The sequence below is a fragment of the Ruegeria sp. K11 genome, from assembly GCF_056531905.1.
In genome coordinates this window covers 1-15889 of the sequence record NZ_JBQFMP010000013.1, presented here as the reverse complement: position 1 = coordinate 15889, position 15889 = coordinate 1, and the positions used below count along the sequence as shown (strand labels likewise).

The 15889-nt window shown below is 53.7% G+C and carries 16 protein-coding genes; 8 read left to right on the top strand and 8 right to left on the bottom strand.

The genetic code is table 11. The annotated features are described in order from the left end of the window. Window positions 1-127: 127 nt before the first annotated feature. Genes ACR0K4_RS18380 through ACR0K4_RS18360 form a run of 5 tightly spaced genes read right to left on the bottom strand, consistent with a single transcriptional unit; the run spans window position 128 to window position 3874 of the window. Window positions 128-472 carry a hypothetical protein gene (locus tag ACR0K4_RS18380; RefSeq protein WP_480516739.1) on the bottom strand — a complete coding sequence of 115 codons (345 nt, stop codon included), beginning with the start codon at window positions 470-472 and terminating at the stop codon, window positions 128-130. After that, window positions 448-912, bottom strand: a complete 465-nt coding sequence (locus ACR0K4_RS18375; protein WP_480516741.1) for a phosphate-starvation-inducible PsiE family protein — start codon at window positions 910-912, stop codon at window positions 448-450. Before ACR0K4_RS18375 ends, ACR0K4_RS18380 begins: the two co-directional genes overlap by 25 nt. A gap of 49 nt (window positions 913-961) precedes the next feature. After that, the gene (locus ACR0K4_RS18370; RefSeq protein ID WP_480516743.1) at window positions 962-1750 is read right to left on the bottom strand and encodes a transporter; all 789 of its coding nucleotides are present in this window, start codon (window positions 1748-1750) and stop codon (window positions 962-964) included. Between the two features lie 40 nt (window positions 1751-1790). Beyond that, a complete protein-coding gene (locus ACR0K4_RS18365) occupies window positions 1791-2801 on the bottom strand; it encodes a DUF1254 domain-containing protein (RefSeq protein WP_480516745.1) in 1011 nt (336 codons plus the stop codon). Between the two features lie 17 nt (window positions 2802-2818). After that, a complete protein-coding gene (locus tag ACR0K4_RS18360; protein WP_480855131.1) occupies window positions 2819-3874 on the bottom strand; it encodes a DUF1214 domain-containing protein in 1056 nt (351 codons plus the stop codon). A 474-nt stretch (window positions 3875-4348) separates the two neighbouring features. Here ACR0K4_RS18360 and ACR0K4_RS18355 point away from each other — a divergent pair, with 474 nt between their 5' ends. The 3 genes from ACR0K4_RS18355 (at window position 4349) to ACR0K4_RS18345 (ending at window position 7670) form a co-directional block, all read left to right on the top strand. Continuing rightward, on the top strand, window positions 4349-5425 hold the full coding sequence (locus ACR0K4_RS18355) for an AraC family transcriptional regulator (protein WP_480855130.1): 1077 nt from the start codon (window positions 4349-4351) through the stop codon (window positions 5423-5425). A 68-nt stretch (window positions 5426-5493) separates the two neighbouring features. Further along, window positions 5494-6231, top strand: a complete 738-nt coding sequence (locus tag ACR0K4_RS18350) for a porin family protein (RefSeq protein WP_480516751.1) — start codon at window positions 5494-5496, stop codon at window positions 6229-6231. Window positions 6232-6494: 263 nt separating this feature from the next. Then, window positions 6495-7670: an alpha/beta hydrolase gene (locus tag ACR0K4_RS18345; RefSeq protein ID WP_480855129.1), complete on the top strand. Its 1176-nt coding sequence runs from the start codon at window positions 6495-6497 to the stop codon at window positions 7668-7670. A 128-nt stretch (window positions 7671-7798) separates the two neighbouring features. On the opposite strand, the gene ACR0K4_RS18340 is transcribed toward ACR0K4_RS18345, so the two are convergent. Next, window positions 7799-8506, bottom strand: coding sequence for an IS6 family transposase (locus tag ACR0K4_RS18340; protein WP_480516759.1), 708 nt, complete (start codon window positions 8504-8506; stop codon window positions 7799-7801). A 156-nt stretch (window positions 8507-8662) separates the two neighbouring features. On the opposite strand from ACR0K4_RS18340, the gene ACR0K4_RS18335 reads away from it, so the two are divergent. The 5 genes from ACR0K4_RS18335 (at window position 8663) to ACR0K4_RS18315 (ending at window position 11998) form a co-directional block, all read left to right on the top strand. After that, on the top strand, window positions 8663-9064 hold the full coding sequence (locus ACR0K4_RS18335; RefSeq protein WP_480855128.1) for a cupin domain-containing protein: 402 nt from the start codon (window positions 8663-8665) through the stop codon (window positions 9062-9064). Next, window positions 9061-9669, top strand: coding sequence for a glutathione transferase GstA (gstA, locus tag ACR0K4_RS18330; protein WP_480516763.1), 609 nt, complete (start codon window positions 9061-9063; stop codon window positions 9667-9669). The genes ACR0K4_RS18335 and gstA overlap by 4 nt, the downstream gene beginning before the upstream one ends. A 594-nt stretch (window positions 9670-10263) precedes the next feature. Then, a complete protein-coding gene (locus ACR0K4_RS18325; protein WP_072776096.1) occupies window positions 10264-10896 on the top strand; it encodes a tyrosine-type recombinase/integrase in 633 nt (210 codons plus the stop codon). Between the two features lie 144 nt (window positions 10897-11040). Beyond that, the gene (locus ACR0K4_RS18320) at window positions 11041-11700 is read left to right on the top strand and encodes a hypothetical protein (RefSeq protein ID WP_480516766.1); all 660 of its coding nucleotides are present in this window, start codon (window positions 11041-11043) and stop codon (window positions 11698-11700) included. Beyond that, complete coding sequence (locus tag ACR0K4_RS18315; protein ID WP_480516767.1) at window positions 11678-11998, top strand: hypothetical protein; 321 nt, start codon at window positions 11678-11680, stop codon at window positions 11996-11998. Before ACR0K4_RS18320 ends, ACR0K4_RS18315 begins: the two co-directional genes overlap by 23 nt. Here the strand turns inward: ACR0K4_RS18315 and ACR0K4_RS18310 are convergent. Beyond that, the gene (locus ACR0K4_RS18310; protein ID WP_480516769.1) at window positions 11943-13421 is read right to left on the bottom strand and encodes a pentapeptide repeat-containing protein; all 1479 of its coding nucleotides are present in this window, start codon (window positions 13419-13421) and stop codon (window positions 11943-11945) included. The two genes, ACR0K4_RS18315 and ACR0K4_RS18310, sit on opposite strands and share 56 nt — an antisense overlap. Before the next feature lie 18 nt (window positions 13422-13439). Continuing rightward, window positions 13440-15203 (bottom strand): hypothetical protein, encoded by a 1764-nt coding sequence (locus ACR0K4_RS18305; RefSeq protein ID WP_480855127.1) that lies wholly within the window; start codon window positions 15201-15203, stop codon window positions 13440-13442. Window positions 15204-15889 lie beyond the last annotated feature (686 nt).

Here is a 15889-nt window from a genome sequence, read left to right as displayed (position 1 = left end):
AAACGGACATTCGTGTGCGCTGCAGCATTTGTCAAAATGGGCTCAGAGCGGTCATCTGACAACTTCTGTCAGCATTCAAAGGGCTCCCAGCGTGCCAGAGGTCGGCTCTGCGGGACAAAGCCGCAGTTCACTTTCTGGACGGTGCTGACGCAGCATATTTTAGCAGTCGCTGCACACGCCTTACTGCAACGCAGCGCACGTCGCCGAAGCAGTCGTTAACTGGCACCAATTTGGACCGAACCGGCACCTCGTTTTCGCTGCTGGTAGTGCAGACGTTCGAGACGCAGACGAAGCGATCTTTCGTCGGACAAGTGCCAAGGTCTGCTTTCGGATTTTTGGGATTGTCGAACGTTTTTTCTTTGGCTGAATAAGTAGCAAATTGCAAAAAAGCACCAATGTCGACGATTTCGCTTAGGCTAGCATCGATAAAGGCGTCCTTGGAATTTCCTACTTGCCACGCCACAACAACCAATACGTGACTCCAAACGCCAGACCGAGTCCAGAATACCCAACGAAATAAAGCGGCTCCAGGTCCGTCGTGTCGAGTGTGATGACCTTTCTGGCAACGGCCATCAGGGCAGTTGCAACTACCAGCTTCACATGTATGACATCGGCCGTCAGGTAAAGCGTGACATTCGTGTAAATCTCGATGGCGATCAGTACGACAAGCGCGGCCGCAAAAACCTCCAACAGATCACTGACGTCAAGAACCAGGACCGGCGGACTTATAAGCTTGATGTAGAACGAGTAGCCGGCGTCGATGACGGCAAATCCGATCACAACGACCATGAACAAAGACATCACACGAACGGCGTGTCGAATGAGCCGATTGCAGCTTCTGACAATCAGATCCTCATGATCTGGGTCAAGCTCGACATGCGCTTGCGCATTGCGTTGCATCTGATCGGCCATCAAGACCTCCCTATTTTCGACGTTTCATGAACTATCCTTCAGCCAAACGTCAGCGGCCTCTGGGCAAGACGACCTGAGCCTGCAATCGTAGGCGAACGCCCTCGGCACCCACCTCGGGCGCTTCCAGCCAGTAGCCCGCCCCCGCTTGCAGATTGACTGGCAGCGCCCCCCATTGGACCAGCTTGGAGATCGAAGCGTTTATAGGCACAGCCCAGGCTTCAGTTTCCCAGTCATAGGTGCTTTCGCTTTGCAGCGAATAGGTCCACGCGCCTTCGGTGGAATAAGCAAGAAAGGGCTGGAGAAAACTAACATTCGTGGGGGTGTCGGGGTTGCTTTCCAAGTCCCACAGATGATTGGCCAGCGCACCATAAGTCCACGGCCCCGTCTGCCGCAGGGCAATCCCGGTAATCCCAGCGGCCCATGTATCACTCGATACGTCGCTAAAAGTTGGAAAGCGCACAACGGGACCAACGCCCCACGTTACGTCCCCGGTTCCGATTGGCGAGAACCAGGCAGAGAACAGGATATCTCCGAACCCCTCCTGTCGTGTGCCCGGCACAACGTCTTCCTGCCAGATGTAAGGAATGATAGTTCGTGTGATCAGGTTAAGGTCATCGTTCAGTTGAAAAGGCACGACTGGTTGAAAGTTCAGCGTGGTGCGCGAGCCCTGATCAGAGACGCCCAGATTTTCATCATAGTTCAATTGAAATGGAACCGAGACGATTGCCGCAAGTGGATTGGCCAGTTCTTGGGCCAGATCGGATGCCTCGTCTGCAACGGTTGTGGTTCCGGCACTGGCTGCAAAAAGCAGCCCCAAAAGAGTAAGGGATCGACGCATAGCCGTGTACTCCTTTTGAAATGCGGGTTGGGCGAGTGGCCTAGTTGATCGGCTCTAATTTCGGGAAGGCCCAATTACCGTTCAGGATTGCATCCTCCGGCTCATAGAGGCGGATCGCGTAGTTCCAGCCCGGAGTAATCGGCAGACAGTTAACGCGGCCATCGTCGCACCCGCCGAAATGCAACGTGACCGAGCCGTCCTCTGCCGCTTCGGCTGTGTAGCCATTATAGCTGTTTACGCCCAGATCATTGGCTTCCAGAAAGCCGTCACCGTTATAGACAGTCACTGACCAGAACGCCCGAACCGGCACATCCTTGACCGTTACCGCATGTGGTGTCTCGCCGTCATTCTGATCGACCGCGTCCAACATGTAGATCGCGGCCTCAGGCGGAAGCCCGCCCCAACCCGAGAACGCACCGACCAGAAACTGAACCGGATCAATATCGTCTTTGGTTCTGCCAAAGGCCCGTGCTGTATCGGTGCCCAGCAAGGATAAGTCGTTTATCGCCTGACGCGCAGTGGCAAGCTGTTCGGTGTTCCAGTTGGGCGCATCAAACGGGCCCGTCCCCCCGCCGCTGACGACAATTCCATCCTGTGCCGCTTGCGCGGCGGCAATATCATCCGGGTCAGTTACATCGACGAATGTGCGAAACGCGATGAAACCAAAGCGCGTACCAAGGTCTTCCTGTGTGATTTGATACATGCCGGGCTCTGCCTCGGCGTACATGAAGTGATCCTGATTGATGACATGCATCGAGATATAGCGGCCATCCGCCACGGGGAGCGTCACTTCGACGGGTTTGCTCAAATCCAGCAAGATGCCGGAGTAGAGCGTGTCCTGATTCATGCGGATAACCGGCTGGTTGTCCGGTGTGGTGGCTTCGCGCATATGCCCTAACTCGCCAACAGCGAGGCCGAGATTGGCCATGTTGGTGCGAAACATGTGATCTGTCTCGGCACGCACAAGGGTGTCGACGGTTACATCGACAATGTCTTCGGCCCAAACGCCTGTCGGGAGTGTAAGCGCGACTGTCAGAAGAAGCTTTTTCATCGTAAGCATCCTGTTGTTCAGTTTGCGGGTTCTACGGAGGGGAAGACCCAGCTTCCGTCGATGACCTCTGGGCCCGGCTGATAAAGGCGCACGGCATAGTTCCAGCCATCCATGATCGGGAGACAGTTCACGCGTCCGTCGTCGCAACCGCCGAAATGCACGGTCACACTGCCATCATCATTCTTGGTGCCAGAGACCGAATTGACCACATACGAGTCGAGGGAATTGAGTTCAAAAAACCCGTCTGCATTATAGAGGCTCACGGACCAGAACGCGTTCACTGGCACATCCGCTGGGACCTGGATTTTGTATTCTCCAAGCGGCACGCCGGGCTCGATATTGAGGTAAAATGCCTCGTCTTCGGGCAGTCCACCAAAGCCGACTGCTGTGCCAAGGAAATGGCGTAACGGGTCTATATGATCTGCCGTACCAAAAGTCCGGGCGCTGTCTGTGGCGAACCTGCCCAGCTCAACCGCTGCTTGGCGCAGGGCCTCAAAGCTATCCGCGTCGTAATTGGGCATCTCGAAGGGTGTCGCGGAGGCGGCATTAATGGTGAAACCGTCCTGAATTGCATTGACCGCCGCAACATCCTTGGGGTTTTCGGCATCCACCAGTATTCTCATGAAAACAAGCACGTAAGGGGTATGGAACGTTTCCATGTCAAGCTGGAACACACCGCCACCGTCGAACACTTCATTGATAAAATGATCTTGATTGACCACCATCGTCGTCATGTATCGGTCGCCCACATCGGGCAGAGTCAAGGTTGCGCCTTTGCTGATATCAATTACCGCAACGCTGTAGAGCGTGTCGCGGTTCATCCGAATGGTGGGCTGATTGTCAATGGGGGTGGGTTCTTTGAAATGAAAGAACTGATTTACGCCTCCGGCCAGGCCATAGTACGTCTTCAGTTCGTTGTCTGTAGCAGCCCGAACAAAGTTGTTTATGGTAATGGGCACTTCGTATGTCTCTGCAAGTGCATCGACCGTGGTATCAAAGCTCTGAGCGGTCGCTGTGCTTCCAATCAGGACAGCTAAAGCAGCAAGTTTCCAGTGTTTGTGCGTGGGATTCATAGTTTGTCCGCTCCACTAGCCAATTACAGAAATGTATTGCTTGATGGTCCCGGCAGCTGATCAAATGCGCACTCTCGCGCCCCTCTTTTTGTTGTTTTTGAAACGCTACAATTGAAGCCGTGCCATCTCTCTCCAACAAACCACAAAGTTCGAATGTATGCCCTGACAGATTGGAGCGGCCACCTCCGAAAACAGGCCAAAAATGACAGGTAGCGACAGCGCGTCGGCCAACAACTAGATACTCTCTTTGCATATTGACCGAGCGGCGGGCCTATTATTCATGTGGTGATGTCAGTCTGTTAGAGCGCACTCTCTGTGGGTAGCGTGGTTCCATTCGGTTGAGCCTCTACCAGCGGGCACCTGACTTTTTTACCTCAAAAAGTGACTTCAGCTTTGACGCAGGTCAGGGACACTGAGCCGCACTGGTCTATGCTTGACCTGCCCGGCCTTTCAATTGCGATACCTTAGGGGGTTATGATGACAGGGCAGGACGCGCATGCTCAATACAGAACACCACCGCTTACACGCGGGCGGGTCATCATCCCGCTTTTGCTTGCGTTTCAAGAATCCGGTCAATCTGTAGAAAGTCTCCTTGCGGAATTCGATCTATCCTTCTCAGAGTTGAGCGCTCCGAGTTGTTTCATTCCGCACGACACTGTCTATGCCGTGTTTGAAGCCGTCGCAAAAAAGACATCGCCGGACTTTCCAGCACTTGTTGGTCAAACTTCAGATCCGACGATTGCATCCCCATTCGGACAGGCCTTTCGCGTCGCAAAGTCGCTGGCCGATTTCATTGCCAGGTTCTGCGTTCATGCGGGAAACAACACAAATGCGGTCACCATGACACTCGATGTCTCTGGCGAGTTCGCCGTGCTGTCCGCCAAACGCAGGTTCACGCCATGCTGTTCGCCCGCCTATATGGATGCGTTTCAGATCAGTCGATGGGCTACGTTGCTGCATGAAACCGCAGGCCAACGTTGGGAAGCGAATAAGGTTCTTGTGCGGGTGAACCGTCCTGATCTGCTACCGTCTTACTTCTACGGTATCCGGGCGGTAGGCGCGGGCTCAGACGGGTATTCCATCCGCTTCCCAAGTGCCTGGCTTTTGTTTGAACTGGCTAACCGAACTGCGACCGAGTACGTGTCGACCACTCAGGACGACAAAAACCCTGTGCCTACAGACCTGTTGAGTTCGATCCAAAGCGTTGCCAATTCAATGGTCGGACGCACGGACTTGTCGGTTACAACCCTCGCCAAAGCATGCGGTTTTCGAGGCGCGGTTCTCAACCGACGGCTTGCTGCCTATGGAACATCACTGTCGCGCATCGTCATCGAAGCCAAATGTGACCAGGCAAAATACTTGCTTTCCAAGTCTGAATTGTCGGTGGGCGATATCGCTGCTCAGTTGGGGTATTCTGACGCTACCGCAATGACACGGGCCTTCAAGAAATGGACGGGTCAGACACCGTCGGAGTTTCGCGCCCGTGAAACGAACTTCGTTAAGGCATCTGTTCCGATACTCGACCCGGTCGAATGCAATTGTGAAACGTAACAGGAATACGACGCGGCTTATCTTTTTGCCGCGTTTCAAACTTGGGATCGAAAAAAGGGGAGCAGGTCATGGAATTCACACAGGTAAGGAGTTTCTTGGGCAGCTTTCTGGTTGCGTCGACTACGCTGCTCTACGGTTCTCCAGCAGTGGCTCAGGACTCTGGTTGGAGCTTCTACGGCAGTTTCTACACCTATGGCGCGGATACTGAGACAACCATTGGCCCCTTGGAATCGGAACTGAGCTTCAGCGACGCACTTGAGAATCTGGACCTCGCCTTTATGGGCACGGTTGAGGCGCGACACGGTCGATGGTCACTGATCGCAGACTATATGCGCACAGATCTGACATTTGAAGGCGACACCCCTGGCCCGGTGTTCAGCGGCGCAGAAACTAGCCTGAAGACGCAGTTCTTTAGCGGGTGTGCGGCGTACACGGTCTATCAGGACCAATCTCTGGATGTCGATCTCGGTGGCGGGCTTAGTTGGTTTGATACCAGCAGCACAATCACACTGGGCGGCGGCCCCAGCCCGGCACTAAGTTCAAAATCCAGCGACGATTGGATCGACCCCATGATTGCAGCCCGCATCTGGTATCAGATCAATGACCGCTGGTCGGTAATTGCCTTGGCTGACTATGGCGGATTTCGCTCAAATCGCGAAACGGCGCAATTTGTAGCTACCATGGGTTATGCCGTCACTCCAAAGTGGAATTTGCGCGAAGGTTATCGCTACATCATGGTAGACAAAGGTGAAGGTGACAGCAGGTTCAAGCTCTCACAACCCAGACCCTTGTTGGGTGTGACATAAAGCTTTTGAGTAAGGGCATTATGCGAAAGGTGGCCATGCCGAACACAAACAGGTCTGAAGTGTCGAAGTTGCGCCAAGACGCGAGCAGCGGTTCTGACATGTTGGGGCCAGGCAATTGCAGCCGGATGCGAACAGTCGGACAAAGGCAATTGAGGCAAGCAACGACGAGGCGACTGATTACCAGAGCTTTGCCTGCGGCAACCGTGTGTTCGTTCTGTGTCCTTGCTGCCTGCGGGCCAAATATCTATGACGAAATTGAGCTGATGCCCTCCCCAACGGTCTATGCCGAAGCTGCTTTTGACCCTTACACGGACATCACGGCAGACAATTTCGTGCAGCGTTCGCAGCTATTCTACGCCACAGATCGTCAGCCCGCGGTTCCCGGCGACCCACAAGCATATTACAACAACGAGCGCGGTCAAATTCTGCGCACCGGCGTTGCCGATGTGCAAAGCACCCCCCCGCTGGCGACGTTGGAAAAGCTTCGCCACGTTACTATGACGCGCGACCGCGCTAAGGACTACACGCTCAGCGTATCTGACGTACAAGAGATTGGTGTCATGCCGTTCAGCGTCACGCGCTACATGAACGATCCACCTTCGCAAAAGGAGATGAAGGCAGCCGGTCTTCGGTTTGCCCAACGGGTTGACGATCAGCTTGCAGCTTCTGGCAACAAAGACGTTTTCATCTATATCCATGGCTACAATGTCGATTTCGATTACTCGACCCTTGTTTCCAAAGAGTTGCAGCACTTTTTGGGCTATCAGGGCGCTTTCATCAGCTACAACTGGCCCGCTACACCCAAACGCCTGGCGTATTTTCGGGATCAGGAATCTGCATTGGCGACGCGCCGCAATTTGCGGTCTCTTGTCGAATACCTGTCGGCAAACACCAACGCCCGGCGCATTCACCTTATAGGATACAGCGCTGGGTCCAGGCTCGCATTTGAAGCCGCCTATCAGATTGCTTTGCGGCCTGAATCAAAGCCGCGGCTGGGACGGCTGATCCTGATCAGCAGCGATCTTGATCGAAGCTACTTTTTGCAATCGATTGAAGACGGCCTATTGGATGCCGTTACAGATGTGACACTCTATCAATCGCAGACCGACTCAGCACTGGCGATGTCACGGTTGGTCTTCGGTCGCGACCGTCTGGGTCAGGTTTCCGATGAAGCAATAAACGGGTCTCTGTTTCAGCGCCGACTTTCTGAGATGAAATCCCTACATATCATCGACGTGACCGAGGCCGAAGCGGCCGATACAGGAAACGGGCATTGGTATTTCCGATCTTCGCCCTGGGCCAGCAGTGACCTATTCATTTCTCTGCTTACAGACCGAGATCCTCAAGCGCGCGGGCTTGTGCGTGCTCCCGGCGAAGCTGTCTGGAGTTTTCCACCGAATTACCCTCAGATACTACAGCGCTATCGAAATGGCAGTTAGCACTTTGATTCCAACAGGTTAGAACCACTGGAACCAGATTTTGATTATATTTTATGAGACTCACAACGCACCTAGGGTGCTGTCAGACGAATTCGAACCAGTCTCAGTTTGCCGCGGAAACCGCGAACCTATCCGGAACAAAGCTGACGCCACTCGGCGAGAGCAACGGTGCGGGTCAGCTTGAAGGTGTCTCGACTGGCTAGCGATCTTTCCTGGTTGAAATGGTTGTAGATAGAGGAATGGACGGAGGCGAATTTCTGTAGACTTCGCATGCGCCTGAAACGCTGCATCGCGCGTTCGCGTCGTCGAAACGGCAGGTGCGAATTCTCGACTCGGTTGTTGAGCCACTTGCCCGTCTGTTGTTTTTCGAGCGCGCCAATTTCTCTGAGCGCAGCCTTGTAGGAAGCGAAGCGATCTGTGGCGATCTTTTCGGCGCAACCGTACCGCTTCATCAATTTCTTGAGGAATTTCAGTGCTGCGGCTTTGTTTCGACGCTTCGTGACGACGGCCTCAAGCACTTCACCTTCGTGATCGACGGCACGCCAGAGATAGTGGCGTTTGCCGTTCACTTTCACGAATACTTCGTCTACGTGCCACTTCCATTTTGAAAAGGCTCGGAGTTGCTGAACCCGTTTTCTCCGGATCTCTGATGCAAACATCGGACCGAACCTGTTCCACCAGTATCGGACAGTTTCGTGGCTCACATCGATGCCTCGCTCGTGCAGCAGATCTTCGACATTCCGAAGCGAGAGAGGGAAACGGATGTACAGCATCACCGCAAGGCGGATGATCTCGGGACTGGTTTTAAAGTATTTGAAAGAGGCAGGTCTGGTCATGTGAAAAAACTACGCAACCGCCCTGCCCCGCTCAAGCAAAGTTCTTCTGACAAGACCTGATGGTGAACGACAATGCCTGCCAATGGCGCCAACCTGACAGAACCCACTACGTGCCTTCACAGCGCACGCTTTCGAAAGGATAGAAAGAGCTACGTGATGGAATATGTTCACATTCAAGCAGATGCCAATGGCGTAGCCCATTTATCCAAGGAGGTGTGGGCGACGCATGAGGGAGAATTCACCCCTCCGTCGCCAAGTGGCTACAAAATTACCGAAGCGATCAAGGCAACCGGGGTCATCATGATGCACCACCCTGCCGGGTATCGGGACGCGTGGCATTGCGCGCCCTCGCCTGTTCTTGGGACGGTCCTTTCGGGAACCATCCGCATTGATACGAGCGACGGCGATAGCTGTCTGCTGCAACCCGGCGACCAATTTGTAGCCACGGACTTGGACGGCGATGGCCACAAGATTGAGGAAGCATCCCTGCAACCCTACGATCTTGCGCTGGTGCTTTTGGAGGATGTTCAAAGCTTATTTCCAGAGGAATTAAAATGAAGCTATTCTTCATGCCCGGCGCGTGTTCTTTGACGGTTCACGTTGCTCTCATCATGACTGGACGAGACTTTAGGATTGTCCAGGTCGACTATACGACGCGCCGAACCTCTGATGACCAGAGTTTTTTGGACGTAAACCCAAAAGGGTATGTCCCCGCACTAGAAACTTCGGACGGACAGATATTCACCGAAATCCCGATCATTATTCAATACCTGGACAAATACGCGCCCGAGGCAAAGTTACTGTCGGATGGTGAGTATCAGCGACTTCGTTCATTTGAATGGTTACATTTCCTAGCCACGGAAATTCACAAGAGTTTCAGCCCACTCTACCGACCCGATACACCACACTCATTTCTTGAAGTAGGTCGTCAGCATCTATCGAAGCGTATCGCAGTTATCGAAGCTTCGCTGCAAAATGGCCCATATTTGTTGGGTGAAGAGTTTTCGATAGCCGACGTTTATTTATATACGTTGTGCCGCTGGCTCGAGGATCAGGATCTGGACATTAGCCAATGGCCGGCGCTTCGCGAACATTATCGAAGGATTGAGGCCAAGCCCGCGGTTCAGACAGCTCTCTCAAAGGAAGGGTTGTCGAAGCACTAAGGGAGCCAACGGTCTGGAAGCTGCCGTTAATGACCGATGCAAGGGCGGCCCAAAGCCGACCTTCGCCCATACAGATAGTCGCTGCGGTGCGGCCCGTCAGACCGGACTTTAGCTGCGACAGCAAAAACTGAAGGGTCGTGAACTCATTGTCGCGGACGAAGCGGTCATTCACTTGCGATGAGAAAACGTCGTTTTTCTTGAAGCCAGTCGCTATCTGCCACCATCAGCCATACCGGCTCCTTTGCTCCGCACAAATTCCTTGCCATCGTAACCAGCATTAGGGGTATGCGGGCCATGGGATTTTGGCGGCTGATTTCTCTTTTTCTTTTGGGCATTTAGAAACATGTAGACGCCAAGAATGCACAGTATTAATGGACCAAGGATTGAAACAATCTGGTTTGCTGTCAATTTGACCTCCAAAACGTTTCCTAGTGTTGAACATCCACATATATAGCAGTCATTAGGTTGCCATGCAGCATGTGTCGCTCTGTGCTCGATGCAGACCTCGGAGTCAGCGCAGAAATCCTTTGATATGGTACCTTGTCAACGTCGGGTTGTCGCTTTGGGAGGGAATGGCGGATCGGAGGATCAGTCATGGAAACACCAAACTTACCGGCCATTCGCGCGCTTCGCCCAGCTTGGAACAAAGGACGCATCGTTGGCCAGAAACGACCGCTGAAGCCAAAGCACGTCTGGGCAATCCGAGTTCGACTTGAACTGGCCGAGAACCATCGCGACCTCGCGCTGTTCAATATGGCAATCGACAGCAAACTTCGTGGCTGTGATCTTGTAAGGATGAAAGTCGTCGACGTAATGGCATCGGGACAGATCAAAGAGCGCGCATCCGTCCTGCAAAGCAAAACTCAGAAACCAGTCCGCTTCGAGATTTCCGAGGGCACGCGTGCTTCAGTCGAAAAGTGGATGGAGGACGAACTCATGGTAGGCTCGGAGTATCTTTGGCCTGGCCGTTTCCATGAGCGCCTGCACATTTCAACACGCCAGTATGCGCGGATCGTCCGTGATTGGGTCACATCCATTGGCCTTGAGGCAAGCGCATACGGAACGCATTCGATGCGGCGTACCAAAGTAACCCAGATCTACAAGAAGACTGGCAACCTGCGCGCCGTGCAGTTGCTTCTTGGGCATACGAAGATGGACAGCACAGTCAGATATCTGGGTGTCGAACTTGAAGACGCCCTAGCTATCGCCGAAGCCATTGAAATCTAGTGCAGTTGGGTCGCTTTCACTGGCGGCCCTTAGGAGACGTCTAACAAAGTAGTCAGTGCTGCGTTGCAGCTTCTCCTGAGCGGACATTGGTCTACCAATTCAAACGCATTGTGGCACTATCGGAGCGGATACCGAGGGTTCTTTATGCAACTATTAGCAGTCTTTCTAGTTTTTCTTGCCACTTCGTTGGCCTCCGTCTTCTTGTTGTCAAAGCGCTCGGATCGATTTTGGGAGGTTACAGAGTACATACTTTTGTCAGTTGCTTTGGTCGGTATTGCAGCGGCAGTTGCCGACATAACTGCATCCCGGAAACAACAAGCGGTTTCTGACGCTGCGGCTGCTTCCCTGTCGGCCAAGTCCAGTCTCAATTATCGCACGGAATGGGTAATGAATTCTTGCGGGGTTTGGTGGGATGACGTCTTAAACCAAACCAATGATACACCGCCAGCGTGTTTTCAAACTCATCCAACGATAGTCGGTGCGACCTGCGAGTCTTCGTGTCGCGCAGCTCACTTTGTTGGCCAACATAGAATGCAAACCTATTCTCCGGCCGAAGAGCGTGAGGCTGCATCAGGTCTGCATATGAACATCTGTTACGATGGTGCGGAAGACATTGGCATGTGCTCCAACTTGGAGTCCTATCTCGAACTGGCTTCCAAGCATGCCGAACTTAGCGCCTCAAAAACACTCTATGACTTCGTTTCTGGCGGCCAGGCGTCCTTTTGGATCCAAGTTTTGTTTGCTCTGACACTCGGGGTTCAAGCAGGAAAGATCAGAAGAGATGCAACAAGCAGAAGTGCTTGATTTGGACGGCCCTAAGCAGCTAATGGTCATTGCTCCGGATCGCTGCATTGCAGACCATCAAACCCGCCATTCGCTGCATTTGCTTGATTTCAACGTCATCGGATGGGCGGCGTTGATCTGCCCTAGTTGTCCTGTTCTCCAACAGATGAGCCAGTCGATGAAGAAAAGTCGCTTCATCGAAGAACAGATTTTCAGCGTTCTGGTGCAAAATCAGGCGGGTCTTGTTGCGAAAGAACTGTGCCTCAACGTCTTGGCTTCAATACGTAGTAGATGGTGTCGTCCAAATCCGATTGATTGAGAAAAGGATGATCTGGTTTCGCCGAAACCACCATCCAATGGCGGATAAATTTCGACTTAGCTTCGCTAATCGCTTCACCAAAAAAACCCTCAGCTATTGCTCCAATGTCCGGAGCTTCATCGCCGGAACTGATGATTGCGTTCTCAAAGCTCGTGGACGAGATGTCTGTTTCCAAAAACGTTGCGCCGAAGAGCACCGTGTTTGTTAGGTTCGCGCCCTCCAAGATCGCCCCATCAAAGTTCGCGTGGTTTAAACGCGCAAAGCTAAAATTCGCATTTGCAAGATTTGTGATGCGGTCAGGGTGAAAGGCACCAATCGTATCTGGACAGGGCGGGTTTTCTTCTTCTTCCGTCACAGCCGTTGAGAAATTGACTCCGGTCATGTTGGCATAACTGAAATCGGCGCGTTGAAGCTGGGCACCCCTAAAGCTCGCCGCGAATCCATAGGACTCGCGAAAATCGCTGCTGCGCAGATCAAAACAGTCCAGCTTAACCTCGCTCAGAAAGTACTCCCGGAAATCTGAGAACTGAAACACTGGGCCCTTCTGATGGAGGTCGCCCATGTTGGATATCGGCGCGAAGACGATCTGCGACAACAATCGGGATCGCTCCTGACTAAGCGGCGTCCGCGTCAACCGCACCCCGAACTCCGCATCAAAGGGCAGAAGATCCTGCTGAACCACGTTGAGGGTGTTCTGCAGAGAGTATTCCACGAAGCGGTAGGGTCGAAATGTCCGGCTCAGCGCGACGATCTTCAAGATCAGAGGTTCGGGTAACTCGATCTCGCCGCCGGAGCCCTGCAGGCGCACAAGTTCCGTCTCGAGGTTCTCCAAAGACACAGCCAACGCCGTTTGTCTCTGCGCCTCCGCCAGATGCAATTGGTTTTCAATGAGACGGTTTTGAACGGCCAGGCGCTCTGCCTGAATGAAGGTTGCGGCAAAGATCGCAAAGGTCGCCGCTCCACCCAAAACGCTGACCAAAAACACCAGACTAAAATACCGGCCAATCGCACTGCCGGCGAGTACGAAAAGACCGGACAGTGTGTTGCCGAGCCGGTTTTCGGCCTCCTCGCGCTCGACCTCATCAACAGCGTCTTTGTCGGCGAAGGTACGCACATCCGAAAGAACTTGCTTCGGGCCATAGACCTCGTCGGCCGGCGCCACCAAATCCTTCAAGCTAAACTTTCGGGACAGGGCCTGTGCCATGAAGAAAAAGAACAAGGCTCCGAAGACGGACAAAAACGACAACGCCAGGAAGCCGATCAGCACATTGGTGATGATCCCAAGCTGTGCGCTCACGATGAACGCCACCGTAAAGGCGATCCCAAACCCGATCCCGTAAATCAGACCCGGTCGCGTCGCCCAGGCGAGCGTCTTCAGAACCGGGGGCTTCGAGCTTCCCTGGTCCGTGTCTGTCTTCGTCATTGCCGCCTCTCCGTGCGTTCAGGCGACCGCGGGCGCCTCGTCGGGTTGCAGAACCGCGACGAAGGATCCGACTTTGCCTTCCTTTGTGGGATCATCCGGCCGCCTTGCGCGCAAAACAGATCCGACCAAAGCGGGCAACCGGTCCTTTCCGTTCGGCCAATCGGCAACCAGGTGGCTACGGTATTCATAGACATGGCCGTCTGTAGCGGGCGTTGCACCCCTCGCGGTTAGGACGATGATCTCGCGCTGTTCCCACCAATCCGGTGTCAGCTCGTAGTCAACATTGCGGTCATCATAAAATCCCTCAACATCGTAGACATAGTCGGGATTGGGGTCCGGATGCCCACCTTGAAGCGTGCCGGTGATCTGGCCATTCCCGGCCTGGTCAAGGGTCAGGTCCGCGACAAACCAAAGGGCAGCAAGGTTCTGATCATCCCTGTCCGCGTCATTATGGAAGCTGCGATAGGTCCAAGTGCCGGTCAGAGGGAATTTCAGTTCAGGCGGCGCATCAAAGCGTTCGAAGAACGCGTCTTTGACCTTGTCCCCCAGCTGCTCGTCGGCCGCCTCGGAAACATGCGGTTTTCCCTGCGCCAATAGCTTCTTGTAGAGATCATCAATCCACTGATGCCAATGGAAGAAGCGGAGCGAATAGTTGTTCGTGTAAGGATCACGAATATCGCAATGCTCAAGATGGCCGGCGCCGTGATACCGCACTCCGAAGCCCTCAAGATAAGCGCCAAGCTCGGTGCCCGTATTGAACTTTGACAGATCCGGATCGAGCAAGGCCGGTGCAAAAAGCTCAGGCGCAAGCGCCTCGCCATTGGACCCGCCAATGCCCCAGGGACCAAACCCGGCCTGCTTTAAGATATGCGCGGAATGATGAATGCCTGGCTCCCAGGGCTGTTCGCCGTCTCGCCAACTCGTGGTCGGAGGTCTGCCCCAGCGTGCGAGATACTCATTGTAAGCATCGAGGAGATCGCTGTGGAATTCGAGGAACTCCAACCCGAACCCATAGGTGTTCATCGGATATTTGTGACGGGCTTTCTCGCCGAACTGGCTGTGCCATTTCGGGCACCGGCCATTCCCGAACACATCATCGTGCCAGGGGAAATGATCCTGGTTGAATTGATCCATGAAGGTGATGTCAGACCACTTGTCATGGGGATAGGTCTCGATCTCTTCGCCGGCCAAGGTCCGGCGCAGATCATCCGCCCACTGCAGAAAGCCCCAGAACCGGATGCTGTAGGGTGCTGTCTCGATATTGTTCAGCTCATTGTGGCGGTAGAGGCGAAGCTTGCCGCCACTGACGGGCCTTGACCAAATGCTGTGATGTCTTATGTCCGCGAAATATTGCTCAATCGCATTGCCGAGTGCATCGACCGCTGGCCATTCTTTGTTGCGGCCCCATCTCACATAGGCATCGTTGAAGTGGGATAGATCACCCTGCAGGAGTGAAGGCACCGCCGGATTGCTCTCTTCTGGCAGCCACGGTCGCAACCGGGAACCATCCCAAGGCTCGATGGGCCTGAGGCCGTGTTCTTGCCGCCAGCGTGCGTAAAGCTGCAGGAGTGCGAGGTCGGTGTCCTCGGCTGTCGGATCGGGCTGGGCAGGTTCCGGATTATGAACATAATGCACCATGAACTCAGATCCGGCACCCTGCTGATCGACCGCTTCGCGCATATAGCGGATCGATTCACCGCGTCTTGGTCGCGCTTTCAGCCAGGCTTTGTGACGGGTTGCAAGAAGATCAAGAAATGCAATTGGGTTCTCGGGAAATTCCATCTTTCCGCACCTCAAAAAAACCTTGAATATGCGGGACAGGATAGATGGTACTCATGATGTTGCATAGACACCGAGTGCACTTCGACCCATGTTGGATTGCGTATTGCTTGAGCGAGTGTTGGATCTTCATCTCTGCCAGCCTTGAAAGTGGCGGAGAATCGGAAGTGGCGTGACCCGATAGGCACTTTGAGTACGGCCCAAAGGAGACGTCCAATGCACCCCTCGAATGCTGCGGCTGCAGCCCGCATTCCTGCCGTTCGCTGCGCAAGTGAAATCCGGGGTTTGGTGAACTCACGGTAAGCGGGACAAACCGGACTTGTGCGTTTGCGGCTATTGCTGACGCAGCATAGATTTGCCGTTGCGACACATTTATCGCTGTGTTGCAGCCGTGTCGCCAGACCGGTCATTCAAAGCCACGAGGAATCTTTGATCTTAAATCGCACTTTCGCCACCCTCAGGCCCCCGCCAAAAGAGATGCGGACTTAAGCCGCCGTTCGCCGCTGGTTCGATCAAAATTTTTTGAAGGCAGTTTTTTACCGCTGGAAAAATCCTTTAGGAAATTCCCTAGGCCAACTGGTCACGTGCTTGTTCCAAAACTACCTGCTCTAGCGGTGCTAGCATTGCGACGAGGGAAACTTCCTTGACTCTATGCTGGCTAAGAACCACAAAAGTGTATTGGTGATAAT